This window comes from Arenimonas sp. (assembly GCF_035312645.1).
Classification (GTDB): Bacteria; Pseudomonadota; Gammaproteobacteria; order Xanthomonadales; family Xanthomonadaceae; genus Arenimonas.
Genome location: NZ_DATGBO010000126.1, coordinates 1 through 23,548, shown reverse-complemented (window position 1 = coordinate 23,548; position 23,548 = coordinate 1). Strand labels below are relative to the sequence as shown.

Genomic DNA, 23,548 nt, shown 5'->3' with positions numbered 1-23,548 from the left:
AAACACCGGACCCGCCATACCCGTCCAGTTGGCTTGCCCACCGCGGGAATTGCCCTTGACCCCGGTGTAGATGATGTCCGCAAAGATGCCGACACCGCCGCCCTGCACAAAAGCACTTTCCCAGAACTTGGCGTCCTGCATGTCGCGCGGAACGCCGAAAGCAATGTCGTCCAAGTTCGGTGCCGGCTCCGGCCAGGTGCGGTGTGTGTTGTTCATGCAGGAATCTCCTTGGGGTTGTTGGCGCGCTCTCGCGAACGGTCAGAAGCGGCCTTGCGCTGGAAATGCGGAAGGTTGGCAGTAACGCGTGCGATGCCTTCCGGTGTCTTGGGCCCGGTCGAATAGCCGCCGTGCCAACGGCAGCGGCCGTTCTTGGCAACAGCGCGGCCGCGACAGGGTTTTCCGCTCTGCGTCTTGGCGCCACAGCGGACGATTGGCTTGCCTGCTGACTTCTTCCGCAGGCGGGAAATGGGCGCGCGCAAGTGACTCAGCGTCGCGAGCGGGCGCTTTGCTTGCTTCCTGGGTGCTGGCTTCCGGACCCGGCTCATGAGTTCGCCGCCCGATCTTGGCCGCCATTCCGGGCGGCATTTCGATGGCTGGAGGAGCCGAATCCAGCCCGCGGCGTTGTCGGGACGAACTCAGGCCGCCACTGCGGATCAAGCTCATCGAACCGACAAATGTCCAGTCGAGAGGAGAGGCGGACCATCCCGGTTGGCCCGGCGCGCTGTAGGCCGACGATGATCTCCGCGGTGCCCCTATCAGGACTGCGTGTGTCATAGACCTCATCGCGGTAAACGAAGAGCACCACGTCTGCGTCCTGCTCGATACCCCCGCCATCACGGAGATCCGCTGCCACCGGGCGCTTCTCGACTCGGGCCTCGAGGTTGCGATTGAGCTGGGACAGGAGAATGACCGGCACACCCATCGACACCGCCATCAGCTTGAGCCCGCGCGTGATGTCCCCGACAGCGATGTCGCGCCGCTCGGCCCCGCTCATTTCGATCAGCTGCAGATAGTCGATGACGACCAGGTCGAGCGATTTCTCGGCATGCGAGCGCTGCGTCTGAGCCACCAACTGTTGGATCCGAACGTTGCGAGGCCGGGACATCAGGATCGTGGCGCCGGCAATCATGCTGCTGGCTTTTGCAAAGGCTCGCTCTTGTCCGTCGTCCATCTCGCACCGACGGACTGCGTCATGCGGCACGCGTCCGACGGAGCAGCACGCCCGCTCGATAAGCTGGACGGTTGGCATTTCCAGGGAGTGCACCGCGACGCGCTTGCGCTGCGTGATGGCAGCGTGCTCCGCGATGTTCATCGCGAGGGTGGTCTTTCCCATCTTGGGCCGGCCAGCAATCACGATGAGTTGCCCAGGCTTCAAGCCACAGAGCAGCCGATCAAGATCGTCGAAGCCCGTCCGAAGTCCATCAATCTCGCCACCGATCTCGTATCGCCGCGCGCGCTGGTCCGCCAGCTGGCGCAGGACATCGACCGTCGACTCGAGCTCTGATGGCTCCGACTGCAGGATCGAACCGAGTCGCGCCTGGCCCTCGCTCAATGCCTCGATCGCCGGACGTCCATCCGCCTGAAAGCCAAGGTTGATGATCTCGGTCCCGGCATCGATCAAACGCCGGCGAATAGATTTCTCGCGAACAATGTTGGCGTAGGCCTGGACGTTCGCCGCCGACGGCGTGCTGCTTGCCAGATCGATCAGATAGCCGGTGTTTCCGATCTGCTCTGCCAGCCCATTCGCTTCAATCCATTCGCCCAAGGTGACAGCATCGAACGGTTGGCCTTTTGCATTGAGCTCGAGGATCGCGCGGTAGATAAGCCGGTGATCGCGACGATAGAAATCCGTCTCGGTCAGCAGGTCGCGGACCTTCCAGAGTGCGGCCGGCGAGAGCATTAGCCCGCCGATAACGGACTGCTCCGCCTCAATGGAGCATGGTGGAACACGCAGGTTTTCGTTGAGGTTCATGCGGCGGCCCTCATCTCGCGCTGGAGTTGAATACCGACTGTCGAAAGCTTGAATCCGTCACCGTCCGCGAACCACGCCTTCGGCCAGTTGTCTTCAACAGCTTTCCGAAAGACCTGAGGCCACCGGCTGTAACGCTTGCCAGATCTCGTTCCTCCTGAACCGTATGTGCGCTCGAACCATGCCCAGGCCAGAGCCAGGTAGTCAGCAGGGATTCCAACGGTTTCGGCGTATAGAAAAACAGGGTCATCAGGAGGAATGGCTTCCTTGCCTTCAAGCGATTCGATCCACTTTGAGAATGTGCAGGCGCCCTTGGGCGACCTCTCTCCTGCTACTGCTATTGCTACTGCTCCTTCTACTGCTCCTGGCTTCGAAGGGGCTTGGGAGGGGCTTTCTTTTGCGATGTCGTTCAGCGGCCCTGACAGTCCGTAAGCGTCACCGTATCGGCGGAAAAATGCGGCCTTTATGGCGTCGTCCGGCATGTGATCGTATTGCTTACGAACGCCGATCAACCGCTTGTCACCCGACTTGAGCTCCGTCCCGACCTGATGGCCAGCCATCGCGTGAACGAACACCGTTTCCGATCGCTGATCGTATGTGCAGAAAGCCTCATCGATGCACCTTGTAAGCCCCTTCGATGCCCCTTCGGCGGAAAGACCCGTTTCGTGGGCGATGTAGAGAATTGGCACGGTGAACACACCGGTCATCGTCGAGTGCGGCGAGGTCATCAGATAGAGCGCGACGATCTGCGCCTCTGCATGTCCCCGGAGATTCTTTCCGGTTGTTCCTGTCCAGAATTGCGGGGACACCTTAGAGAAGTCACGGGACATTGATCACCACCCGCAACTTCTCGATTTTCTTGAGCTGCTGAATACTCCCGTCGGTTGCCGCGAGCCAGATATTCGGCCAGTCGAGCCCGTGCCGAAAACTGGCGTACCGGACACCGTCTCGGAAGAGTGCGCGAGCAAGAGCGAGCTTCCGCGCATATGCCTCCGGGCTCGTGTCGAACCAATCGACAGTGACGTATTGAGCGGGGGGATAGCGAAAGGAGCCGGGGCTCGTTGCGTCCAAAAGCGCGCAGGCAGTTCCAGGGCCGGAGGCAATGCGATGCTCGAGAGCGGCAAGATGCGCATCCTCGCCGGCGTAGAGCGTGTATCCGAGGCGGTGACCCGCCGCATGCAGCGAAAGGATATCGCTCGCGAACTTCGGCAGCGGACGATCGCCGGCTTCCGTCGCAACGATGGTCAATTGCGGCGCCTGGCCCTTGCGCAACGCGAGGGTTGCGCTATCCTCTGCCCGAACGCGATGTTTGTTTGCTGTCTCAACGGGAGCCCCGCCAGGCTCCCGTTGTCGTTTCCGAGGCCCGGTCATGCGGCTTCGGCGACCGGAGTGATCCGGTTCAGGTAGTCGATGACGTCTTCGACGCGCCAGACCGGGGTGCGAGGGCCAAAGGGGTAAATCGGCCGCGGGAACGTCCCATCGCCCTTACACATTTCCCAGAACTTTGTGCGCCCCACTGGGATAAGCGGGGGAATCCCCGGTGTACCTTTCGTCGGGTTTGCCGGCCGGCCGATGATCTGGACAACGCGCAGGAAGCCGGTTTGGGGAATTGAGACTTGGTCGCTTTGCATCGTTCGCTCCTTGCCGTTAGTCGTAACGGTCGGTGGCGAACACCATCGCGCAGCATGGCGCGGAGATGTTGTTATTTAAATCAGATGATACGGGGTCATTTTCCGTAGTAGCCGCAGGGGCATGTGGGGCCGCAAATCGCGCGGTGCTCTGCGAGCCGGGCCTCGGCCTGCGTGTGCCATTCATCTGACAATTGAGCGGCTTCGACTTCTCTTGCCCCCCTCTTGCTGGAGGCGGCCTGTTGGGCGCCTGTTATTGTCAGCGACTCTGGGTGCCGCGCAGCGTAGCGCTCGTGAAGCTCAGCCGCGTCGCGCCATCGCTCGAAGGCCTTCCTGGCTGATTGCACTCCGCCGACGCCCGCCCATCCGTCTTGGACTTCTTTTCTCATTGGATCGGGTGTCACGATCGAGACTATCGCGCCATAGTGCGATGCGCCGGTGTGTGCGCAATGGCGAAGAACTTTCACCGCAAACCAGAACCCGCCGTTCTCGCTCTTGTGCTTCGCGCTATCGATTGCACGCTCGTGCTCTCCACGCTTTCGCTTGAGAACAGACAGCATGGGCCCGAGCTCGCCTCGGGCCCACGGAACGATTTCATCGGCGATTACCTGAGCCATTTGCGGGTCAATTAAACCCTCATTCTGCGCGAGAGCTTCCGGGGAGAGCGCGACACAGGCCGATTGCAGCACCTCCCACGCGCACTCGCGATCTCCCTCGAGCGCTTGGACGATCTTCCACCGGAACGAACCGACGGGAGCGTCGAGGCCCTCACGAAAATCCGAGGGGCTTCCTGCCGATTCGGTGAGAGCCTCTCGGTCGGCCTCCGCCTTCAGTTGCGCGGCATAGTGCTTCGCGTTGAATACGGGGGAGTCCGAAGTGGACATGCTCGTTTCACGCCGCCCTTACGTTGGCCCGCTCGCTCGCGTCCAACGCGCGCTCCGCGGCGTTGAAACGGGCGTTACTCTCGAGGAAACCGACATGCTCTGAAAACTGCGCTAGGTGGACGAGTAGGACACCTAAGCCGTGCAGCGTCTTGTTCGGCAAGCCGAACCCACCGTCGGCGGCACGCCACAGCAGTTCTCCAATGGCCTCGATTCCTTGGGTGATCGGCTCCAGGGCATTGTCGGCGGCCGCGGCAGCGCGCGCCGGATCGGTAAAGTCTTCGGCGGTGAGCAGGAGATGCTCAAGGCCGGGCTGGTCGTTTGCGGGGATGGTGCGAGTTGCTACGCTTGCGGTTGCCATGATCGTTCTCCAGTTGAACGGTTGTGGAAGGCCGGCCGGGCGCTGTAACGCCCGGCTCGGCCGCTTACCGGCTCCTGCCGGCGAACTTGCGGTGAATCGGTACGACCTTGTTTCCAGCACGCAAATTGTCGAGATGATCGGCCCATGCCTGCATCATCGTGCGACGTTCCGGCAAGTGCTGCGCCAAGTTGTAAATGCCGCCGACACCAGGCTCCTTGTGAGCAAGCTGGCGTTCGATCGCATCCTTGTTGAACCCCATCTCGTTGAGCATGGTGCTGGCCATGTGTCGAAAACCATGGCCGGTCATCGCATCCTTGTCGAAACCGAGGCGCCTCAACGAAGCATTGATGGTGTTTTCGCTCATCGGCCTCGCAGCACTCCGAGCGCCCGGAAACAGGTATCGACGCCCGCCTCCGGTGAGCGGCTCAAGTTCGCGAATGATCGCGATAGCCTGCTCAGCAAGTGGCACGAAGTGGGCGGGCGCATCGGGGTGTTCTTTCTGCGCCTTTTTCAATTTCCTTCGCTCCGGCGGAATCACCCAGCGCGCGCCGTCGCGATGGGACAGGTCAAATTCCTTCCACTCAGCGGCACGAAGTTCGCCAGGCCGAACGAAAAGGAGGGGAGCCAGACGCAACGCGCAGCGAACGGGAAAAGTCCCGCCAAAGCCATCAATTGCGCGCAGTAGCTCGGCTGCCTTGTCTGGATCTGTGATGGTGGGATATCGCTTGTAAACACGGGGCGGAAGATACTTCTCGAGCGCTTTTGCAGGGTCTCGCGACCCCTTCTCATTTGCCGCGGCGTGCAGAAACACTCTGCTCAACTGCTCCCGCACTCGATGCGCTTGCTCCAGATGCCCCGCCTTCACGAGCCTATCTAGAAGCGGACGAATCTCCGCAACGCCGATCTCGGTAATGGGAAGATCTCCAATCCACGGATAGGCGTGATTCTCTAACCTCCTCGTCTCCTTCTTCAGCTGTAGAGGAGTCCACTTCGGTGCGCATACCTGCAGCCAATCGTTGCCGATCGCCTTGAAGGTGTTGTCCGCAGCAATTCGCGCACGAAGCTTGGTAGCCTTTTTCTCCGCTGCAGGGTCGCGCCCCTGGCGCAGCAAGGCACGCGCGTCGTCGCGGGCATCTCGGGCGGCCGACAAGGTCACTTCGGGATACACACCGAACGCGAGGCGCTTCTCTTTACCCATGTGGCGATACTTCATTCGCCAGTAGCGCGCGCCGCTGATCATCACCTCGAGGTACAAGCCGCCGCCATCAAACAGGCGTTGCACTCGGTCGGATGGCTTAGCGTTTTTGCATTTGATGTCGGTGAGCGGCATTGGGGGCATCCGGTTGGTCAGAGCCCCGGCTCGTGACCATATGCCCCAGATGATGCCCCCATCATTTTGCGGATGCAAGCGAACGCAAATGAACGTCACCGCCGGTCAAAAGCCTTGATTGATGGGCTTTTCGACCTTCAGAAAGCCGGAGCGAACTCCGCCGGACTGGTATTTGGTGGGCCCACCAGGACTCGAACCTGGAACCAAGGGATTATGAGTCCCCTGCTCTAACCATTGAGCTATAGGCCCGACGCTTCCGATTATGGGCAATTTACCCGCCGCATAAAAGAAAAGCCCCGCATTGCGGGGCTTTTTCATGCGAATGCGATCGGGATTACTCGAGATCGAGGAACGAGCGCAGTTGCTCCGAGCGGCTCGGATGACGCAGCTTGCGCAACGCTTTGGCTTCGATCTGGCGGATGCGCTCGCGGGTGACGTCGAACTGCTTGCCGACTTCTTCCAGCGTGTGATCGGTATTCATGTCGATGCCGAAACGCATGCGCAGCACTTTCGCTTCCCGCGGCGTGAGACCGGCGAGCACGTCGCTGACGGTTTCGCGCAGACCGATGTTGGTCGCGGTCTCGATCGGCGATTCGACGTTGGTGTCTTCGATGAAATCGCCGAGATGCGAATCCTCGTCGTCGCCGATCGGCGTCTCCATCGAGATCGGCTCCTTGGCGATCTTGAGCACCTTGCGGATCTTGTCCTCGGGCATCTCCATCTTCTTCGCCAACTCTTCCGGCGTCGGCTCGCGACCCATTTCCTGCAGCATCTGCCGCGAGATGCGGTTGAGCTTGTTGATCGTCTCGATCATGTGCACCGGGATGCGGATGGTGCGCGCCTGGTCGGCGATCGAGCGGGTGATCGCCTGGCGGATCCACCAGGTGGCGTAGGTCGAGAACTTGTAACCGCGGCGGTATTCGAACTTGTCCACGGCCTTCATCAGGCCGATGTTGCCTTCCTGGATCAGGTCGAGGAATTGCAGGCCGCGGTTGGTGTACTTCTTGGCGATGGAAATCACCAGGCGCAGGTTGGCCTCGACCATTTCCTTCTTGGCCTTGCGCGCTTTCGCTTCGCCGTAGGCCATTGCGCGGTTGATTTCCTTGATGTCGGGCAGCGACAAATGCAGCGACTGCTCGATGCCGATCAGCTTTTCCTGCTCGCCGACGATCGCGTCCTTGAACTCGCGCATGCCCGACGACCACTTCTGCTTGCGGCGGATGACTTCATCGGCCCAGGCGACATTGGTCTCGTTGCCCGGCCAGGCCTTGATGAAATCCTTGCGCGGCATCTTGGCGTTGCGCGTGGCGATGTCGAGCGCGCGGCGCTCGTGTTCCTTGATCGAGTTGACCACTTCGCGCAGCTTGCGCACGAAGGAATCGATCTCGGCCAGCGGCATTTTCAGGCGCAGGAATTCCGCGGCCATTTCCTCGCGCAGCTTCAGCGACTTCTTGTCGGCGGGGCCGAGCTTGGCGTGGGTTTTCTGGAACTTGCCGTACAAGCCCTTGAGCACGTCCATGCGACGCGCGACTTCGGCTGGATCCGGGCCGGTGTCGACGGCGGCGGTTTCCTCGCCATCTTCGCCTTCGACGGCTTCGACTTCGAGCTCGGCGTTTTCGTCGAGAACGACTTCCGGGATTTCCTCGACCACTGCCTCGAGATCGAGGAAGCCGGTGACCACTTCGGAAAGGCGCTTCTTGCCCTCCATGTGCAGGTCGTAGTCTTCGAGCAGCATCTGAATCGACCAGGGGAAGCTGGCCAACGAGGACAGCACCTGGTTCAGGCCTTCCTCGATGCGCTTGGCGATGGCGATTTCGCCTTCGCGGGTGAGCAGCTCGACCGAACCCATCTCGCGCATGTACATGCGCACGGGGTCGGTGGTGCGGCCGCCTTCGGTATCGAGCGCGGTCAGCGCCGCAGCGGCTTCTTCGGCAGCGACGGTATCGTCGTCGGTGCGCGTCGGCGTGGCGTCGGAGAGCAGCAGCGTTTCGGCGTCGGGCGCGACTTCGTGCACCTCGATGCCCATGCCATTGATCATGCCGATGATGTCTTCGATCTGCTCGGGATCGACCACGTCGTCGGGCAGGTGATCGTTGACCTCGGCATAAGTCAGGTAGCCCTGCTCCAGGCCTTTGCTGATCAGCAGCTTGATTTCGTTCTGTTGCGCCGGACGGTCGGTGGCCATGAAGTCTGCCGATAGGGGGTCAGAGGAACCGCGTATTATACATGGGCAGGCCAATTATTGGCCATGCTTATGTTTATAAAAGGGTTTTTAACCGGGACTAGCTTTCCAGGCGGAAAGTGACCGGGCCGTCGTTGACCAGGCTGACCTTCATATGGGCGCCAAAACGCCCGGTTTCAACGCGCGGCAGACGTTCCCGGCACAGCGCCAGCAGGCGTTCGAATCCCTGCCGGCCTAGCTCCGGCGGCGCCGCCGAGGTGAAGCTGGGACGCATGCCCTTGCGGGTATCGGCCGCCAGGGTGAACTGGCTGATCAGCAACAGATCGCCGCCGGTATCGGCAAGCGAGAGGTTCATCTTGCCGTCGGCGTCGGAGAACACACGATAGCCGGCCAGCCGCTCGGCCATGCGCTGGATGCGCGCCTCGTCATCGCCGGGTTCAACCGCGACCAGCGCCAGCAGGCCCGAACCGATTCGGCCAAGACAGTCGCCCTCGACCTCGACGCTCGCCGTGAGCACGCGCTGGATCAGCGCGATCACGCCGGCACCGCGCATGGACGGTGATCGCATCGGGACGGAAGCGTGGGTGCGAGTGCGAAAAAGCGCATGGACGATCGTTGCCTCCGGGCAGTGCTGGCGCCGAGGATAGCAATCCGTCGGGCGATTGAAGTGGCACGGCCCCGACGGCCCTGGCGCTGATCGGTACCGATCGCGAACGCCGCGCGTTCCGGCCTTCGCACGCAGCCATTACACTCGGCGCATGGATAACGCGCGCCTTCTTGGTCGGCTGATGTATGCCGCAGCCTGCCTCGTCGGCTGGCTGCCGCTGTCGCTGCAGCGCGCGATCGGCGACCTCGGTGGCCGCCTTGCCCATCGCCGCAATACCCGCGAAACCAAAGTCGCACGGCGCAACCTCGAAATCATCGCGCCGCAATTGAGCACCGAAGCGCGCGAACTGGAGGTCGCACAGATCCTGCGCGCCACCGGCCGCAACCTGATGGAAACCCTGCGCGTGTGGACGCGTTCGCGCGCATCCAACCTGCGTCTGATCACGCGCGTGCATGGCGAGGAGTACTACCGCGCCGCGATCGCCCAGGGCCGCGGCCTGATCATCTCGGCGCCGCATTACGGCAACTGGGAATTGCTCATCGAATTCATGGCGGCGCGGGCGCCATTCACCCTCGTGTATCGCGTGCCGGAAAAGCCGGCGGGCGATGTTTTCCTGCGCCTGGCGCGCGGCGGTGCCAACGTGCAACTGGTCCCCGCTGAAACCAACGCGATGCGCCCATTGTGGAAAGCACTCAAAGACGGCGGCACGGTCGGCATCACACCCGACCAGCAGCCGAAATTCGGCGGCGGCGATTTCGCGCCCTTCTTCGGCAAGACGGCACTGACGCTCAGCCTGATTCCGAAGCTGGCCGAGCGCAGCGGCGCGCCCGTGTTGTTCGCCTATGCCGAACCGGTCGTCCACGGTTTCGAAATTCATTTCGAGCCGGCCTCGCCGCTGATCGCGAGCAAGGATGCGATCGAGGCAGCGACCGCGATGAATGCCCAGGTCGAGGCGATCGCGCGCCGCGACCTGCGCCAATACCAGTGGACATACAAGCGCTACACCCTGCATCCGGCCTTGCCGGGCGAGCGCAACCCCTATCATCCGGATTGCTACTGAGCACTCATCGCCGGGAAGAAAATCCGCGTCGATCGTCGCGCGATGCGCGCGAAAAACCCCCGAATACGCCTGCCGCTTACTCGCTCCAGAACTGCGGCGTCAGCAGCACCAGCACGGTGAACACTTCCAGGCGGCCAAGGATCATCGCAAAACTGCAGATCCAGATCGAGACATCGCCCAGCGAGTTGTAGTGATGGGCAACGCCGCCCAGGCCCGGCCCCATATTGTTGATGCAGGCGGCGATCGCCGAGAACGCGGTCAGGATGTCGACGCCGGAAGCGGTCAACATCAACGTCATCGCCAGAAAGCTCAGCAGGTATAGCGTGCAGAAACCCGCGACCGAGATCACCACGCTTTCGGAAACGCGCTTGCCGCCGACCTTGACCACGAACTGGCCCTTGGGATGCACGAGCTGCTTGATTTCGCGCAGGCCCTGACGCACCACCATCTGCAGACGCGCGACCTTCATGCCGCCGGCGGTCGAACCAGCGCAACCACCGACGAAACCAAGCAGCATCAACAGCAGCGGCGACAACCCCGGCCAATCGGAAAACCCAGTGGTGACGAAGCCGGTCGTGGTCAGGCTGGAAACCACCTGGAAACCGCCGTGATGCAGAGCTGCGGCGAAGCTGTCGAAACGCCCGGCAAGAAACAGGTTCAGCGACACGATGGCCGTTGCGATCACCGCGATCGCCAGGAAAGTGAACAGCTCGGCGTCGGCCTGGAAATGACTGATCGTCGCGCGCCGCCAGGCGTACCAGTGCATACCGAAATTGATGCCGCCAAGCAGCATGAATACCATCGCCATGCCGTCGATCAACGGGCTGTGCCAGTAGCCGAAGCTCGCGTCGTGCGTCGAGAAGCCGCCGGTCGCTGTAGTCGACATCGCATGGCAGATTGCGTCGAACACACTCATGCCGCCGATCCAGTAGGCGAGCGCGCACAGCAGGCTCAGACCGACATAGACCATCCACAGCGCGCGCGCAGTTTCGGCGATGCGCGGAGTGAGCTTGTTGTCGCGAGTCGGGCCGGCGCTTTCGGCGCGAAACAACTGCATGCCGCCGATCTTGAGCATCGGCAGGATCGCCACGGCGAGAATCACGATGCCCATGCCGCCGAGAAAATTCAGCGACTGCCGGTAAAACAGCACGCTGCGCGGCAAGGCATCGAGGCCGGAAATCACCGTCGCGCCGGTGGTGGTCAACCCGGATGCCGCCTCGAACACGGCATCGGTATAGCTGAGAAACGGCTGCGCAAGCATGAACGGAATCGCCGTCACCAAACTCGCGATCACCCAGATCGAAGTCGTGACCAGGAAGCCGTCGCGCAGGCGCAGGTCATAGCGTGCGTGCCGCGCCGGCCACCACAGCATCAGGCCGACCGCGCCGATCAGCAGGAAGCTGTCGAGAAACGCGTATTGGCTGTCTTCGCCCAGGGCCAGCGCGATCAGCAGCGGCGGCACGGTGATCAGCGAGCTGAGCGCGATGATCGCGCCGAAGATCCGCTGCATCGCCTTCAGACGATCACTCACAGCCAGCCGGCTCCGGCCTGGAACAAGGCGTTGACCTGCGGCAGCTGCCGTTTGTCCATGACGAACAGGATCACGTGGTCGCCAGACTCGATCACCACGTCGTGGTGGGCGATCAACAACTTGTCGCCGCGCACGATGCCGCCGATGGTGGTGGCTTCGGGCAGTTCGAGTTCTTCCAGCGAACGACCGATCACGCGCGAGGTGCGGCGATCTCCGCGCACCACCGCCTCGATCGCTTCGGCCGCGCCGCGTCGCAGCGAGTACACGCGCGCCGGCGCGCCTTCGCGGATATGCGCGAGCAGCGCACTCAGCGTCACCTGCTGCGGACTGACGGCGATGTCGATGCTGCCGCCTTCGACCAACTCGGCGTAGGACGGCCGGTTGATCAGCGCCAAAACGCGCGGGCAACCGAGCCGCTTGGCGAGCATCGCCGACAGGATGTTGGCTTCATCGTCGTTAGTCAGCGCCAGATAGATGTCGGTCTGGTCGATGTTCTCTTCGCGCAGCAGATCCTCGTCGGCGCAGTCGCCGACCAGCACGATCGAGTTCAGCAGTTCTTCGGCGATGCTACGTGCGCGTTCGCGCGATCGCTCGAGAATCTTCACCTGGTACTTCTTTTCCAGCGTGCGTGCGAGTTTGCGGCCGATGTTGCCGCCGCCGGCGATCAGCAGACGGCGCGTCGGGCGACTGTCGAGTCGACGCAGTTCGCCCATGACCGTGGTGATGTTGCGGGCATCGGCAAGGAAGAACACCTCGTCCTCGGCCTGGATCACCGTGCTGCCTTCGGGCTTGACCGGGCGGCCGTTGCGGAAGATCGCCGCAACGCGGGCATCGACGTTCGCCGGCAGATGCTGGCGCAATTCGCGGATTTCATGCCCGACCAGGGCGCCGCCAGCGACCGCGCGCACGCCGACCAGTTGCGCACGCCCTTCGGCGAAATCGAGCACCTGCAGCGCGCCGGGATATTCGATCAGGCGCTCGACGTGGCGACAGACCAGCTGCTCGGGACTGATCGCGACATTTACCGCCTTCGCTACTTTCAGGTATTCCGATTCGCGCAGGCGCGCCACGCGCGTGGCGGTCTTGAACTGCTGCTCGGCGACCTGGCAGGCAACCAGATTTACTTCGTCGCTGGAGGTGACCGCGACCAGCAGACCGGCTTCTTCGGCGCCGGCCTGGGCAAGCACGCTGGGCAGCGAGGCATGGCCCGTGACGGTGCGGATGTCGAGCTTTTCCGCGAGATCGCGCAGGCGCTGCGGATCGGTATCGACCACGGTGATGTCGTTGTTCTCGGTAGCCAGCGCCGCCGCGACCGACGAACCCACCTGCCCCGCGCCAAGAATCAGGATCTTCATGGGTGCCCTGCACGGCGAGAAAGGTTGGCCGCGGGCGCCATGATATCGCAGGCATGGCTGGGCACGGACGGCAGAGCCGCTACAATTACCCGACCGCTCCCCCATCGGCCCGCCATGACTGAGAAACTCGCGCTATCCGCCGTCGTCATCACCAAGAACGAGGCCGACCGGATCGAGCGCTGCGTGCGCTCGCTCACCGGCCTGTGCGCCGAGGTGATCGTGCTTGACTCGGGTTCCAGCGATGCCACCGTTGAGCTTGCCCGCGCCGCTGGCGCGCGCGTCGAGCACCAGGACTGGCTGGGCTTCGCCGAACAGAAGAACGCCGCGATCGCGCTGGCGACGAACCGCTGGGTGTTGCTGCTCGATGCCGACGAATGGCTGGGCGACGGCAGTGACTCCGCACTGCGTGCGCTGTTCGCCAACAAGGGTGTGGAACGCGCGGAAATCTGGAAGCTGCAGCGGCGCACGCATTTTCTCGGCACCGCGCTCAATTTCGGCGGCTGGGGTCGCGAATCGGTCGAGCGCGTTTTTCGCCAGCCGATCCGCTATTGGCCGGCGCTGGTGCACGAACGTCTCAACTCCGACGGACTGCGGGTGAAAAAAACCGCGATCCGCATCGAACACGACACGGCACGATCAGAAGCCGAATATCGGCAGAAGCTGGCGCGTTACGCCGAGCTGATGGCACAGCAGCGCTTCCACAGCGGCCGCCGCGCCGGCGCGCTGGCGGCGCCCTTGCACGCCGGATTTTATTTCCTGAAAAACGTGGTACTGCGCGGCGGTTTTCTCGATGGCATTGGCGGCTGGCGCTACCACCGCTGCCACATCCGCTACACCTACGACAAATACCGCCTGCTGCACGCGATGTCGGCAGCGAAGCCGGCTTAAAGCATCTGCTTCAAGGCGGCATCGACGCGGCCGGCAAAGGCCTTGTGGTTGTCTTCGAACCAGGTGCGCGCGGCGCCACCCAGCGCCGCGATCTCGGCATCGCCCATCGCGATCGCGCGCTCGACCGCAGCGATCAGACCCTGCTCGGAGAAAAAATACGTCGTCGCGAGATTCTGCGTGTCGGTGCGATCGTAGGGAATACGGATGCCACGATCGGGCGTGATCATCTCGTTCATCGGCGGCGCATCGGTAGTCAGCACCACCGCACCGACGCCCATCGCTTCGACCAGGTAATGGCCGTAGCCTTCGGTCTCGGAAGTGCAGACATGGAACAGATGCGAGTTCTGGATCTTTAGCAGTTCGGCGTCATCGACGTAATCGACGCGGTGCACGATGTTGTCGGCAGGCGTGCCGGGCTTGGCGGTGTACGGATTTTGCACGACGGTCAGCGTCGGCCACTGCGGATGCTCGCGCCAGATCTTCAACAACTGCTCGGTGCCCTTGTTCTGGCTGCGCCCGGCGAGGTGGAAGAACTTGCGTTCGCGCGGGACATCGGCGGCGAGGCGGTTTTCGCTGGTGAAGCCGATGAAGGCGGTCTTGCAGCCGCGCGCATCGAAAATCGGCACCGCGTGATGCGTCATGCACAGCACGCCGTCGACGGTTTCCAGCATCGCCGCATCCATCGGCAGGCACCACTCCGGGTGCGGCGCGAACAGATTGACGCGGGCGAAATCAAGATAATCGGCGCGAATGTGCTCGATCATGATGTTGGCATCGAAGCGACCCTTGCTGTCGCCACCGGTGAGGCGGAACTTCAGGCCGAGCAACTTCATCTTCAGCGGTCGGAACCACTTGCGCAGCTTGCCGCGCCGGATCGAGCTGACGGTGACGTCGTAACCGCCAGCATTCAGGGCCTCGCTGAGCAGGCGGATATGTCGGGTCAGGCCGAAGCCGTTGTCCCAGGCGATGATGTTGATTCGCTTCATTGGCTGTTCGGCCCTGTCATGGCGATGGTGATTTTATCGGTTGCGCCGGCGTCTCGCAGGCGGGATCGAGATCGGCGACCGACAACAGCAACCAGCGGCGGCGATTGGCGACCGCGACCATCGGCGCGCGACTGTTTTCGAGGCAGGTCAATGCCGGGGATTGTTGCACCAGCAGGCGGCGTTGCGTCGGCGCAGCGCGCAGCCAGGCGATGCCGCGCCGGAATTGCTCCGGCTCGTCGGCGCTGAAGCCGAATTCCTCGACCGGCCCGGTCGCCTGCAGCAGGTTTTGTTCCTTCCACGCGACCAGGCCAATGCGCGTATCGGCCCCGGCCAATTCACGCGCGCGCTGCATGAGCGCACTCGATGAGCTGCTTGCATCGAGCACCGGATAGGCGACCAACCCGTAGCCGGTCCAGATCAGGATCAGCACAAAGGCGCAGGCTTTGAGTGCGTCGGCGCGGCGCCAGAAAATCGTGGCGATCACGCCGGCAGCACCGACGAAGGCGAGCATGCGCCAAAGCCAGATCACGCCGGTATCGATACCGCGATCTTCGACCAACGTACTGGCGAAACCCGGGTGTCCGAACCAGGCCCACGCGCCCATGGCCAGCAACAAGCCGGACAGCAACATGGCGAACAACCACAGCGCACGCTGGAATCCCGCGCGCGCCGCCAGGCCATCGAGCAGCGGTGCCGCGGCCAGCGCCAAGGCCGGCAGCGCCGGCAGGATATACATGTCGCGCTTGCCAGGACTGAGGCTGAAGAAAACGATCACCATCAGGCCCCAGGCCAGAGGCAGCCAGATGCGTGCGTCGCGAGCGCGCCAGGCGGCGCGCCAATCGCGCCACAGCCAGAAAAATGTCAGCGAGAACGGCAGCCAGAACAACGCGATGATCTCGACGAAATACCAGATCGGCTGGCGGTGGTGCCAGGCTTCGGCATAACGCGTCGCGGTCTGCTTGAACAGGATGTTGTGCAGGTAGGCCGCGTGTTCGCTGTCGCCGCCGGTCGTGGCCAGATACAGCATCGGTGCAAACCACAACGCGATTGCGAAAAGAAAGAAAGCCACGCCGACGGTCCAGCGCCAGGTGTTGCCGGAACCGATTTCGGCCAAGCCCAACCAACGCTGTCGGCGCATCAACGCAAACGGCAGCAGGGCCAGTAGTGGCAGAAAGCCAACGCCTTTGGCGACCACACCCAGGCCGGCGGCAAAACAACCGAACCAGAACCAACGCCAGTTCGGGCCGAGCAATACGTGCCGGCAGATGCCGTAGAACGCGAGCGTGGTCAGCAGCACCAAAGTCGGATCGATCTGCGCGCGTTTGAACTGGTAGACGAACTGCACGGTGCACAACACCGCGACCGCCGCCCAGAGACCGGCGCGGTGATTCCATAGACGCCGGCCAAGATCGAACGTCAGCCACAGGCTCGCCATGCCCGCGATCAGCGACGGCAGCAGGAAACTCCAGCGCCAGCTTCCGAGCAATTGCCGGCTGAGCGCCAGCAACCAGAAATAGAGCGGTGGCTTGTCCGGATACAACTCGTGGCCGCGATGCGGAAACCACCAGTCGCCGCTTTCGAGCATCCGCTTGGCGACCAGCACGAAGCGCGGTTCGTCTGCGGGCCAGGGCTCGCGCAGACCGAAGCCAACCGCGAGCACCCAGAGCGCGATGAGGAAAAACCAGAAAGTTTGTCGACGCTCGCTCATCGCGGAAAGTCCCGGCCGTCAGTGCCGCTTGCGCAGCAAGGCGTAGAAAAATCCGTCCATGCCGTCTTCGCCAGGAAGGCGCTGGCGACCGGCGCCACTTGCGCGTCCGAAACGCGCATCCAGCGGCTGCGCTTCGGCATCGGCGGTGCGCTGCAAAAATGCCGCGATCTGATTTTCGTTTTCAGACTTGAGCACGGAACAGGTGGCGTAGACCATGCGGCCACCGGGTTTGAGCACGCGCCAGAGCGCATCGAGCATCTGCGCCTGCTGCGCGACGAGAGCGGGAATGTCCTCGGCGCGACGATGCCATTTCACGTCCGGCTGGCGACGAATGATGCCGGTCGCCGAACAGGGCGCGTCGAGCAGGATCGCATCGAACTCCTCGCCCTCCGACCAGGCCGACGGACGCATGGCATCGGCGGCCTTGAGCACGACGTTCGGCGACTCGAGCTTGAGTCGCTTGAGCGTCGAACGCAGTTTGCGCAGGCGGCGTTCGTCGACATCAAGCGCAAGCAACCTGCCTTGTTCACCGACGATGCCGGCGATCTGCGCGGCCTTGCCACCGGGCGCGGCACAGGCGTCAAGCACATTTTCGTTCGGCTGCAGGGCCAGCGCATCGACCGCAAGCTGCGCAGCGGCGTCTTGCACCAGCACCGCGCCCTGGCGCCAGCCGGGCAACGATTCCGGCGAAAAATGACTGTCGATACGCAATGCGAGCGCGGGGAATTCCGGCGCGATCGCATCGCCACCGGCATTGCGCAGATGCTTGAGGTAATCGTCGCGACCGATCTCGCGCGAATTCACCCGCAGCCAAAATGGCGCGGGCTGGTTGTTGCTGGTGAGAATCGCATCGACATCCTGCGGCCAGTCGGCGACGAGTTGCGCGACCAGCCAATCGGGATGCGAAGTAAGTTCGCCGCGAGTGGTGCCGATCGGCAGCGCTTCGCGGGTCGCGCGACGCAGCAGCGCGTTTACCAGCCCGACCATCGGCGTGCGCTGCAATAGCCGCGCCGCTTCCGCAGTCGCGGCGACGGCGGCGTGTGCGGACAGTTTGAGCTCGTCGATCTGCGCGAGTCCGGCCAGCAACAGGCAATGCATGATGAATTCGCGATCGCGCAAGGGCTTGGCCAACCATTGCGACAGTGCGAATTCGTAGCGGCGGCGATGGCGCAGCGCGGCGAAGCAGATCGCTTCAAGCAGGGCGCGGTCGCGGACATCGGGAATCTGCGGCAGCACGTCGGCGAGTTCGGCTTTCAGCGAACGACCTTCGCCCAGCACAGCCAGCAGGCTGTGCGCAGCCTGCGCGCGCAGAGCAGCGCCGGGCGCGCTCACGACGACCTCAGTTGCGAACGCGCGTTGAGATAGTCGGCCACGGCGATCGCACGGCCGCCTTCGCGCTGTACGCTGAGCAGACGCAGGGCGCCTTCGCCGCAGGCGATGTCGAGGCCGGATTTGTTCGCCGCCAACACACTGCCGGGCGCAACGTGATGCGCGAGCGGCAGCGCGATCGCCGCATGCACGCGCAGCTTTTCGCCGGCGATGTCGGCTTCGCAGATCGGCCAGGGAGTGAAGGCGCGGACTTTCGCGGCCAGACGCTCTGCCGGCAACGTCCAATCCAGACGCGCCTCAGCCTTGTCGAGCTTGTGCGCGTAGGTCACGCCCTCGACCGGCTGCGCTTGCGGCTGCACGCGGATGCCGGCACGCAGCAACTTCAAGCCATCCTCGACCACTTCCGCGCCGAGCGCGGCGAGGCGATCGTGCAACATGCCGCCGGTATCGACGGCGGATATCGGCGTGGTCAACGACAGCAGCACCGGCCCGGTGTCGAGGCCTTTTTCCATCTGCATCAGGCAGACGCCGCTCTGCGTGTCGCCGGCCTCGATCGCGCGCTGGATAGGCGCCGCGCCGCGCCAGCGCGGCAGCAACGAGGCGTGCACGTTCCAGCAACCGTATTTGGGAATGTCGAGCACGGACTGCGGCAGGATCAGGCCGTAGGCGACGACGATCATCAGGTCAGGCTGGAATTCGCGCAGGCCGTCGCGCGCATACGGCGATTTGAAATTTTCCGGCTGCATCACGGTCATGCCGTGTGCGAGCGCTTCGACTTTCACCGGCGAGGCAGCGATCTGTCGGCCGCGGCCGGCGGGTCGATCGGGCTGGGTGTAGACCGCGACGACGTCCGCGGCGCGCTGGGCCGCGCGCAAGCAGGGGACGGCGAATTCAGGGGTGCCGGCGAAAACGACCCGCAGGGCCATCAGGCCGCGTCTTCGTCGGCGAGACGACGCTGCTTGGCGAGCTTCTTCTTGACCAGTTCGCGCTTGAGCGGCGACAGGTAGTCGACGAATACCTTGCCGGCGAGGTGATCCATTTCGTGCTGGATGCAGACGGCAAGCAGGCCGTCGGCATTGATTTCGAAAGACTTGCCGTTGCGGTCCAGCGCCTTGACGGTGATCGTGTCGAAACGGCTGACGTCGGCAAAAATGCCGGGGACCGAGAGGCAACCTTCCTGATAGACCTGGCTGCCGGCGGAGCTCAGGATTTCCGGGTTGATGAAAACCATTGGCCGGCTCTTGTCCTCGCTTACGTCCAAAACCAGAAGACGCTGGTGGACATCCACCTGGGTCGCAGCCAGTCCGATGCCGGGGGCTTCGTACATGGTTTCGAACATGTCATCGATCAATTGGCGCAAAGTGGCGTCGACATGTTCGACGGGCTTTGCGATGGTGCGCAGGCGCGGGTCGGGAAACTCGATGATGGGTAGCTTGGCCATGGGCTTGAATAGGGGGCTACAAGACGGGTAGCGGGGGTCTGGGCGCCATTGTAGCGCCACGGCTTGCAATCTGCTCCCGGATTTGGGCTATATTGCTGTTACTTGTCTTGGGGAATCAGGTGGATAGCCGCCATGCTTAAACGGCTTCTTGCAGTTTTCACTGCCATGCTACTCACCCTCGCCACTTTCGCCTTCGCGGCGGAGTTGCGCGGCGACCATCCCTCGACCTACACGGTCCGCAAGGGAGACACTCTGTGGGACATCTCGGCTCGCTTCCTCAATAAGCCGTGGCTCTGGCCGGAAATCTGGCAGGCCAATCCGCAGGTCAAGAATCCGCACCGCATTTACCCGGGTGACGTGCTCAGCCTGGTCTACATCGACGGCCGCCCGACCTTGACGGGTCCGGAAATCCACTCCGGCGAGCCGATCGAAACGATTCCGCTGTCCGAGGTCGAGCCCTTCCTCAAGCAGCTGTCGGTCGTCAATGATGTCGAGAGCCTGCCTTACGTCATCGGCCTCGAAGAAGACCGGCTGCTGACCACTTCTGGCCAGCTCGTCTACGTCCGTAACCTGGCTGGTGCGCAGGTGGGCCAACAGGTCCAGATCGCCCGTCCGGTGAATGTCTTCGCGAACGGCGTGTCGCCACTCAACTATCGTGGCGTCCGCTTCCACTCGCACTGGGCTTACACCGACCCGGGCCTGACCAAGCAGGAAGCGCACGGCACCAAGCTGGGCTTCGAAATGATGGCCCAGGCGAATGGCCAGGTGACCCAGGTCAACGGCGACGTTGCCTCGGTGTTGTTGCAGGATGAGGGCCGCGAGGTCCGCGTCGGCGACCGCATCCTGCCGCTGGCTCCTCCTTATGATGCGCAGTTCTACCCGCAGGCGCCTGCCAGCATTCCGGCCGGTGCACACATCATGGCAGTGGCCGACGGCATCACCGCCGGACCGCAGGTCGTGGTTGCGCTGTCGGTGGGCGCCAACGATGGCATCAAGAACGGCACCACGTTCTCGATCTGGCATCCGGGCGCGCACATCGCCGACCGCGTGGCGCATCGCAACGTGCTGTCGGCCAAGGCCGACAAGGTCACCATGCCCGACGAGTTCAACAGCCACGTGATGGTGTTCCGCACCTTCGACAAGGTTAGCTACGGCCTGATCATGGATGGCATCCGGCCGGCGCATGTCGGGGATGTACTGAAGCATCCCGACGCGACCCAGTAAGTGTTTCCTACATCACGGCGCCCTCGGGCGCCGTGATGCTATCGGGCCCATGAAAGATGCCCGCTCACTATTGATCCTCCAGCGCGGCAGCGGCTCGGCCGCTGCCATCCGTCAGTTGCTCGAGCAATTCGGCGATGCCGACACAGCGCTCGATGCCGGCCCTGCCGCCTGGCGCGCCGCAGGCGTCACCCAGGATCGCTTCGCGCTACTCCGGACCCCGGACACCCAAAACCTCGACGCCGATCTGCGCTGGCTGGAAGACCCCTGCCATCACCTGATCGGCTGGCACAGCCCGGACTACCCCGCCTTGCTGCGCGGCATCGGCAATCCACCGGCGCTGCTGTTCGTCGCCGGCGATTCGGATCTGCTCTGGCATCCGCAGATCGCGATGGTCGGCAGTCGCCGACCGAGTCCCGGCGGACGCGACCATGCCAGGCAATTCGCGACAAGTTTTGCCAGCGGCGGCCTGGTTGTTACCAGCGGGCTCGCCGAAGGTATCGATGCCGCCGCCCATGACGGCGCGCTGATCGCCGGTCGCACCGTCGCGGTCATCGCCAGCGGCACGGACATCGTCTACCCAGCCAGCAATCGCGAACTGATGGCACGCATCCGCAGCGAAGGCACCATCGTCAGCGAACATCCCCCGGGTACCGCGCCGCTGCAGTCGCACTTCCCTTCGCGCAATCGCATCGTCGCCGGGCTCGCGCTGGGCACATTGGTGGTGGAGGCGGCGATCCGCTCGGGCGCCCTGATCACCGCACGCCTCGCTGCAGAAAGCGGCCGCGAAGTCTTCGCTCTCCCCGGCTCAATCGACAACCCGATGGCGCGCGGCTGTCATCGTTTGATCCGGCAAGGCGCCGCGCTGGTCGAAAGCCCCGGCGAGGTCATCGATGCCCTGGTGCCGATGGCCGGCCAGCTCGCCCATGCGCTGCGCGGCCGCTTGGCGCTCGATGCCAGCGTCAGCGCCAACGGTCTTCCGCGCGGCGGCTCCGGAGAGATCGAGCCTATCCAGCAAACCCTGTGGCAGGCGCTGGACCAGGATCCCGCGACGCCGGACCAGCTCGCCGAACGCACGGGATTGACGGTCGCAGCCCTGTCCGCCATGCTGCTGGCCATGGAGCTGGACGGGCACATCACCGCCAATCATGGCCGTTATGTCCGCCGCACCTAGCACAACACTCCCGGCGCGCCGACGATCGGCGCAGGCGATAGGGTGATGAAAGAAACCATACTCGACGTCCTTCTCTACCTCTTCGAACACTATTTCTACGACGATCCCGACGCCGTTCGCGATCGCGACTCTCTCCAGAACAGCCTGATCCAGGCCGGCTTCAGCCCCACGGAAATCAACAAGGCCTTCGACTGGCTCGATGCGCTCGCCAGCCAACGCCCGACCGTGGCCGATCCGCAGGTCGGCGGGCCGGTGCGGATTTTCGTCGAGGCCGAGCTGGACCGGCTCGACGTCGATTGCCGGGGCTTCCTGATGTTGCTCGAACAGCACGGTGTGCTCGACGCCGACCAGCGCGAGCTGGTGCTGGATCGCGCGATGGCGTTGGATCAGGAAGAGATCGACTTGGACGACCTGAAATGGGTGGTCCTGATGGTGCTGTTCAACCAGCCGGGCGCCGAAGCGGCCTTCGCCTGGATGGAAAACCAGATCTTCGGCGACGAGCCTGAACCGATTCACTGATCCGGCCCGATGCCGGCAGCAACCCGCCGTCACCGGCGGGTTTTTTATCTGCGAGGGGAGTGGCAAAACGCCATGAGCGCAAGTCTTTGGTATTACGTCGACAGCCAGCAACAGCGCGTGGGGCCGGTGCCCGCAGAAGAACTGCGCAGCGCCTACCGCGAAGGCCGCATCACCGGTGATTCGCTGGTCTGGCGCGACGGCATGGCGCAGTGGCAGCCGCTACGCCAGTTCGAGATCGAATTCGACCTCGAGGACGAACCGGCGATCCTGCAGGCACCGCCGCCAACCATCGTCACGCCGGTCGCCGTCAGTACCGACGCCTCACCCTATGCGCCACCGCAGGCGCCCGTTGCCATGGCGACGTATTTCAACGCCAACGCCACCGACATCGTCTACGCCGGCTTCTGGCGGCGTTTCGCCGCCTGGTTCGTCGACGCGACGCTGGTGACGATCGTCTACTACGCGATTTTCTTCGCCATCATGATGATCGCTGGCGTCGGTCTCCGCGGCTTCGAGCCTGGCGCCGATCCGGCCGCCATGCAGCCGATGATGATGGTGGTGATCCTCATGGGCTATGTGGTCTATCCGATCATCAGCAGCCTGTATTTCGTCTTCCAGGAATCCTCCGAAGCGCAGGCGACCCTGGGCAAGCGCCTGCTCGGCATCAAGGTCACCGACCTCGATGGTCAGCGCCTCAGCCGTGGCCGCGCCCTCGGCCGCTGGGCCAGCCACATAGTCAGCCTGCTGACGATGTACATCGGCTACATCGTCGCGGCGTTCACCGAGCGCAAGCAGGGCCTGCACGACATGGTCGCCAGCACCCTGGTCGTCGACGAATGGGCCTTCACCGATCAGCCCGACAAACAAAAGCGCGAACTCGGCGGCTGCCTGATCACCTTCATCGTGGTGATCGCGATCCTGCCAGTGGTCCTGATCGGTGTCTTCGTGGCGGTGCTGATCCCGCTGATGCAGGGCCTCGGCGGCATCCACTAACCCCCTCCGACAGCCGCCCGGCTTGACAGGCCCGGGCATTCAGGGGACTTAATAAAATAAGCAGGGCCCGCGGATACGCGGGCTTTGCCTTCTGTGCCGGCCGTTTTGGCCGACCCTTCACCGCGGTTGCGGAGCATCGGACCCCCATGGCAAAGAACCTCCTCATCGTCGAATCGCCCGCCAAGGCCAAGACGATCAACAAGTACCTCGGCAAGGACTTCACCGTCCTGGCCTCGTACGGCCATGTCCGCGACCTGGTGCCGAAGGAAGGCGCGGTCGATACCAACCGCGACTTCGCGATGCGCTACGAGACGATCGACAAGAACGAGAAGCACGTCGAGGCGATCGCCAAGGCCGCCAAATCAGCCGAAGCCCTGTACCTCGC

General features: G+C 63.3%; 25 protein-coding genes and 1 tRNA gene. 7 read left to right on the top strand and 19 right to left on the bottom strand.

The window, feature by feature from the left end; translation table 11 throughout:
• The 12 genes from VKM35_RS11535 to dtd form a co-directional block, all read right to left on the bottom strand.
• The coding region (locus VKM35_RS11535; RefSeq protein ID WP_324321165.1) for a hypothetical protein at positions 1-216 on the bottom strand (216 nt) is incomplete at its 3' end.
• Entirely contained in the window at positions 213-545 is a 333-nt protein-coding gene (locus tag VKM35_RS13875; RefSeq protein ID WP_414636644.1) for an HGGxSTG domain-containing protein, read from the bottom strand. The genes VKM35_RS11535 and VKM35_RS13875, both read right to left, overlap by 4 nt.
• Positions 542-1,972: a replicative DNA helicase gene (gene dnaB / locus VKM35_RS11530; protein WP_324321164.1), complete on the bottom strand. Its 1,431-nt coding sequence runs from the start codon at positions 1,970-1,972 to the stop codon at positions 542-544. Before dnaB ends, VKM35_RS13875 begins: the two co-directional genes overlap by 4 nt.
• A complete protein-coding gene (locus VKM35_RS11525) occupies positions 1,969-2,799 on the bottom strand; it encodes a hypothetical protein (RefSeq protein WP_324321163.1) in 831 nt (276 codons plus the stop codon). The genes dnaB and VKM35_RS11525 overlap by 4 nt, the downstream gene beginning before the upstream one ends.
• Positions 2,789-3,217: a hypothetical protein gene (locus tag VKM35_RS11520; RefSeq protein WP_324321162.1), complete on the bottom strand. Its 429-nt coding sequence runs from the start codon at positions 3,215-3,217 to the stop codon at positions 2,789-2,791. Before VKM35_RS11520 ends, VKM35_RS11525 begins: the two co-directional genes overlap by 11 nt.
• 119 nt (positions 3,218-3,336) lie before the next feature.
• On the bottom strand, positions 3,337-3,600 hold the full coding sequence (locus VKM35_RS11515; RefSeq protein ID WP_324321161.1) for a transcriptional regulator: 264 nt from the start codon (positions 3,598-3,600) through the stop codon (positions 3,337-3,339).
• Positions 3,601-3,695: 95 nt separating this feature from the next.
• Positions 3,696-4,481 carry a hypothetical protein gene (locus tag VKM35_RS11510; RefSeq protein WP_324321160.1) on the bottom strand — a complete coding sequence of 262 codons (786 nt, stop codon included), beginning with the start codon at positions 4,479-4,481 and terminating at the stop codon, positions 3,696-3,698.
• A 7-nt stretch (positions 4,482-4,488) separates the two neighbouring features.
• Complete coding sequence (locus tag VKM35_RS11505) at positions 4,489-4,839, bottom strand: hypothetical protein (RefSeq protein WP_324321159.1); 351 nt, start codon at positions 4,837-4,839, stop codon at positions 4,489-4,491.
• Positions 4,840-4,903: 64 nt separating this feature from the next.
• Complete coding sequence (locus VKM35_RS11500; RefSeq protein WP_324321158.1) at positions 4,904-6,169, bottom strand: tyrosine-type recombinase/integrase; 1,266 nt, start codon at positions 6,167-6,169, stop codon at positions 4,904-4,906.
• Between the two features lie 173 nt (positions 6,170-6,342).
• Positions 6,343-6,418: transfer RNA gene (locus VKM35_RS11495), tRNA-Ile, on the bottom strand.
• Between the two features lie 85 nt (positions 6,419-6,503).
• Complete coding sequence (gene rpoD / locus VKM35_RS11490; RefSeq protein ID WP_324321157.1) at positions 6,504-8,354, bottom strand: RNA polymerase sigma factor RpoD; 1,851 nt, start codon at positions 8,352-8,354, stop codon at positions 6,504-6,506.
• 97 nt (positions 8,355-8,451) lie between these two features.
• On the bottom strand, positions 8,452-8,889 hold the full coding sequence (gene dtd, locus VKM35_RS11485; RefSeq protein ID WP_324321156.1) for a D-aminoacyl-tRNA deacylase: 438 nt from the start codon (positions 8,887-8,889) through the stop codon (positions 8,452-8,454).
• A gap of 220 nt (positions 8,890-9,109) precedes the next feature.
• Between dtd and VKM35_RS11480 the strand changes: the two genes are divergently transcribed.
• Entirely contained in the window at positions 9,110-10,018 is a 909-nt protein-coding gene (locus tag VKM35_RS11480) for a lipid A biosynthesis lauroyl acyltransferase (RefSeq protein ID WP_324321155.1), read from the top strand.
• Positions 10,019-10,094: 76 nt separating this feature from the next.
• Here VKM35_RS11480 and VKM35_RS11475 read toward each other — a convergent pair whose 3' ends face one another.
• Together VKM35_RS11475 and trkA are read right to left on the bottom strand one after the other, a co-directional pair.
• Positions 10,095-11,549 (bottom strand): TrkH family potassium uptake protein, encoded by a 1,455-nt coding sequence (locus VKM35_RS11475; protein WP_324321154.1) that lies wholly within the window; start codon positions 11,547-11,549, stop codon positions 10,095-10,097.
• A complete protein-coding gene (gene trkA / locus VKM35_RS11470; RefSeq protein ID WP_324321153.1) occupies positions 11,546-12,904 on the bottom strand; it encodes a Trk system potassium transporter TrkA in 1,359 nt (452 codons plus the stop codon). Before trkA ends, VKM35_RS11475 begins: the two co-directional genes overlap by 4 nt.
• Before the next feature lie 114 nt (positions 12,905-13,018).
• Between trkA and VKM35_RS11465 the strand changes: the two genes are divergently transcribed.
• Positions 13,019-13,792, top strand: coding sequence for a glycosyltransferase family 2 protein (locus VKM35_RS11465; protein WP_324321152.1), 774 nt, complete (start codon positions 13,019-13,021; stop codon positions 13,790-13,792).
• Here the strand turns inward: VKM35_RS11465 and VKM35_RS11460 are convergent.
• The 5 genes from VKM35_RS11460 to def are packed head-to-tail and all read right to left on the bottom strand — an operon-like array spanning position 13,789 to position 19,256.
• Positions 13,789-14,778 (bottom strand): glycosyltransferase, encoded by a 990-nt coding sequence (locus VKM35_RS11460; protein WP_324321151.1) that lies wholly within the window; start codon positions 14,776-14,778, stop codon positions 13,789-13,791. The genes VKM35_RS11465 and VKM35_RS11460 overlap by 4 nt on opposite strands.
• A gap of 16 nt (positions 14,779-14,794) precedes the next feature.
• The gene (locus VKM35_RS11455) at positions 14,795-16,486 is read right to left on the bottom strand and encodes a glycosyltransferase family 39 protein (protein WP_324321150.1); all 1,692 of its coding nucleotides are present in this window, start codon (positions 16,484-16,486) and stop codon (positions 14,795-14,797) included.
• Between the two features lie 18 nt (positions 16,487-16,504).
• The gene (gene rsmB, locus VKM35_RS11450; protein ID WP_324321149.1) at positions 16,505-17,818 is read right to left on the bottom strand and encodes a 16S rRNA (cytosine(967)-C(5))-methyltransferase RsmB; all 1,314 of its coding nucleotides are present in this window, start codon (positions 17,816-17,818) and stop codon (positions 16,505-16,507) included.
• Positions 17,815-18,735, bottom strand: coding sequence for a methionyl-tRNA formyltransferase (gene fmt, locus VKM35_RS11445; RefSeq protein ID WP_324321166.1), 921 nt, complete (start codon positions 18,733-18,735; stop codon positions 17,815-17,817). Before fmt ends, rsmB begins: the two co-directional genes overlap by 4 nt.
• Positions 18,736-18,740: 5 nt before the next feature.
• Complete coding sequence (gene def, locus VKM35_RS11440; protein WP_324321148.1) at positions 18,741-19,256, bottom strand: peptide deformylase; 516 nt, start codon at positions 19,254-19,256, stop codon at positions 18,741-18,743.
• A gap of 132 nt (positions 19,257-19,388) precedes the next feature.
• On the opposite strand from def, the gene VKM35_RS11435 reads away from it, so the two are divergent.
• From VKM35_RS11435 to VKM35_RS11415, 5 genes are all read left to right on the top strand, one after another.
• Positions 19,389-20,480 (top strand): LysM peptidoglycan-binding domain-containing protein, encoded by a 1,092-nt coding sequence (locus VKM35_RS11435; RefSeq protein ID WP_414636642.1) that lies wholly within the window; start codon positions 19,389-19,391, stop codon positions 20,478-20,480.
• A gap of 49 nt (positions 20,481-20,529) precedes the next feature.
• On the top strand, positions 20,530-21,651 hold the full coding sequence (gene dprA / locus VKM35_RS11430; RefSeq protein ID WP_324321146.1) for a DNA-processing protein DprA: 1,122 nt from the start codon (positions 20,530-20,532) through the stop codon (positions 21,649-21,651).
• A gap of 45 nt (positions 21,652-21,696) precedes the next feature.
• On the top strand, positions 21,697-22,170 hold the full coding sequence (locus VKM35_RS11425) for a DUF494 family protein (protein ID WP_324321145.1): 474 nt from the start codon (positions 21,697-21,699) through the stop codon (positions 22,168-22,170).
• A gap of 72 nt (positions 22,171-22,242) precedes the next feature.
• Positions 22,243-23,163, top strand: coding sequence for an RDD family protein (locus tag VKM35_RS11420; protein WP_324321144.1), 921 nt, complete (start codon positions 22,243-22,245; stop codon positions 23,161-23,163).
• A gap of 146 nt (positions 23,164-23,309) precedes the next feature.
• Positions 23,310-23,548 (top strand): toprim domain-containing protein (locus VKM35_RS11415; RefSeq protein ID WP_324321143.1); only part of this gene is annotated, 239 nt, incomplete at its 3' end.

Excerpts from the sequence above, each read along its gene's own strand:
- VKM35_RS11420 (WP_324321144.1), top strand. The coding sequence starts at position 22,243 with ATGAGCGCAAGTCTTTGGTATTACGTCGACAGCCAGCAACAGCGCGTG.
- VKM35_RS11425 (WP_324321145.1), top strand. The coding sequence starts at position 21,697 with ATGAAAGAAACCATACTCGACGTCCTTCTCTACCTCTTCGAACACTAT.
- VKM35_RS11505 (WP_324321159.1), bottom strand. The coding sequence starts at position 4,839 with ATGGCAACCGCAAGCGTAGCAACTCGCACCATCCCCGCAAACGACCAG.
- VKM35_RS11460 (WP_324321151.1), bottom strand. The coding sequence starts at position 14,778 with ATGAAGCGAATCAACATCATCGCCTGGGACAACGGCTTCGGCCTGACC.
- VKM35_RS11455 (WP_324321150.1), bottom strand. The coding sequence starts at position 16,486 with ATGAGCGAGCGTCGACAAACTTTCTGGTTTTTCCTCATCGCGCTCTGG.
- dnaB (WP_324321164.1), bottom strand. The coding sequence starts at position 1,972 with ATGAACCTCAACGAAAACCTGCGTGTTCCACCATGCTCCATTGAGGCG.
- VKM35_RS11510 (WP_324321160.1), bottom strand. The coding sequence starts at position 4,481 with ATGTCCACTTCGGACTCCCCCGTATTCAACGCGAAGCACTATGCCGCG.
- VKM35_RS11515 (WP_324321161.1), bottom strand. The coding sequence starts at position 3,600 with ATGCAAAGCGACCAAGTCTCAATTCCCCAAACCGGCTTCCTGCGCGTT.
- VKM35_RS11480 (WP_324321155.1), top strand. The coding sequence starts at position 9,110 with ATGGATAACGCGCGCCTTCTTGGTCGGCTGATGTATGCCGCAGCCTGC.
- VKM35_RS11525 (WP_324321163.1), bottom strand. The coding sequence starts at position 2,799 with ATGTCCCGTGACTTCTCTAAGGTGTCCCCGCAATTCTGGACAGGAACA.
- VKM35_RS11500 (WP_324321158.1), bottom strand. The coding sequence starts at position 6,169 with ATGCCGCTCACCGACATCAAATGCAAAAACGCTAAGCCATCCGACCGA.
- VKM35_RS11465 (WP_324321152.1), top strand. The coding sequence starts at position 13,019 with ATGACTGAGAAACTCGCGCTATCCGCCGTCGTCATCACCAAGAACGAG.
- def (WP_324321148.1), bottom strand. The coding sequence starts at position 19,256 with ATGGCCAAGCTACCCATCATCGAGTTTCCCGACCCGCGCCTGCGCACC.
- VKM35_RS13875 (WP_414636644.1), bottom strand. The coding sequence starts at position 545 with ATGAGCCGGGTCCGGAAGCCAGCACCCAGGAAGCAAGCAAAGCGCCCG.
- trkA (WP_324321153.1), bottom strand. The coding sequence starts at position 12,904 with ATGAAGATCCTGATTCTTGGCGCGGGGCAGGTGGGTTCGTCGGTCGCG.
- dprA (WP_324321146.1), top strand. The coding sequence starts at position 20,530 with ATGAAAGATGCCCGCTCACTATTGATCCTCCAGCGCGGCAGCGGCTCG.
- VKM35_RS11435 (WP_414636642.1), top strand. The coding sequence starts at position 19,389 with ATGCTTAAACGGCTTCTTGCAGTTTTCACTGCCATGCTACTCACCCTC.
- rpoD (WP_324321157.1), bottom strand. The coding sequence starts at position 8,354 with ATGGCCACCGACCGTCCGGCGCAACAGAACGAAATCAAGCTGCTGATC.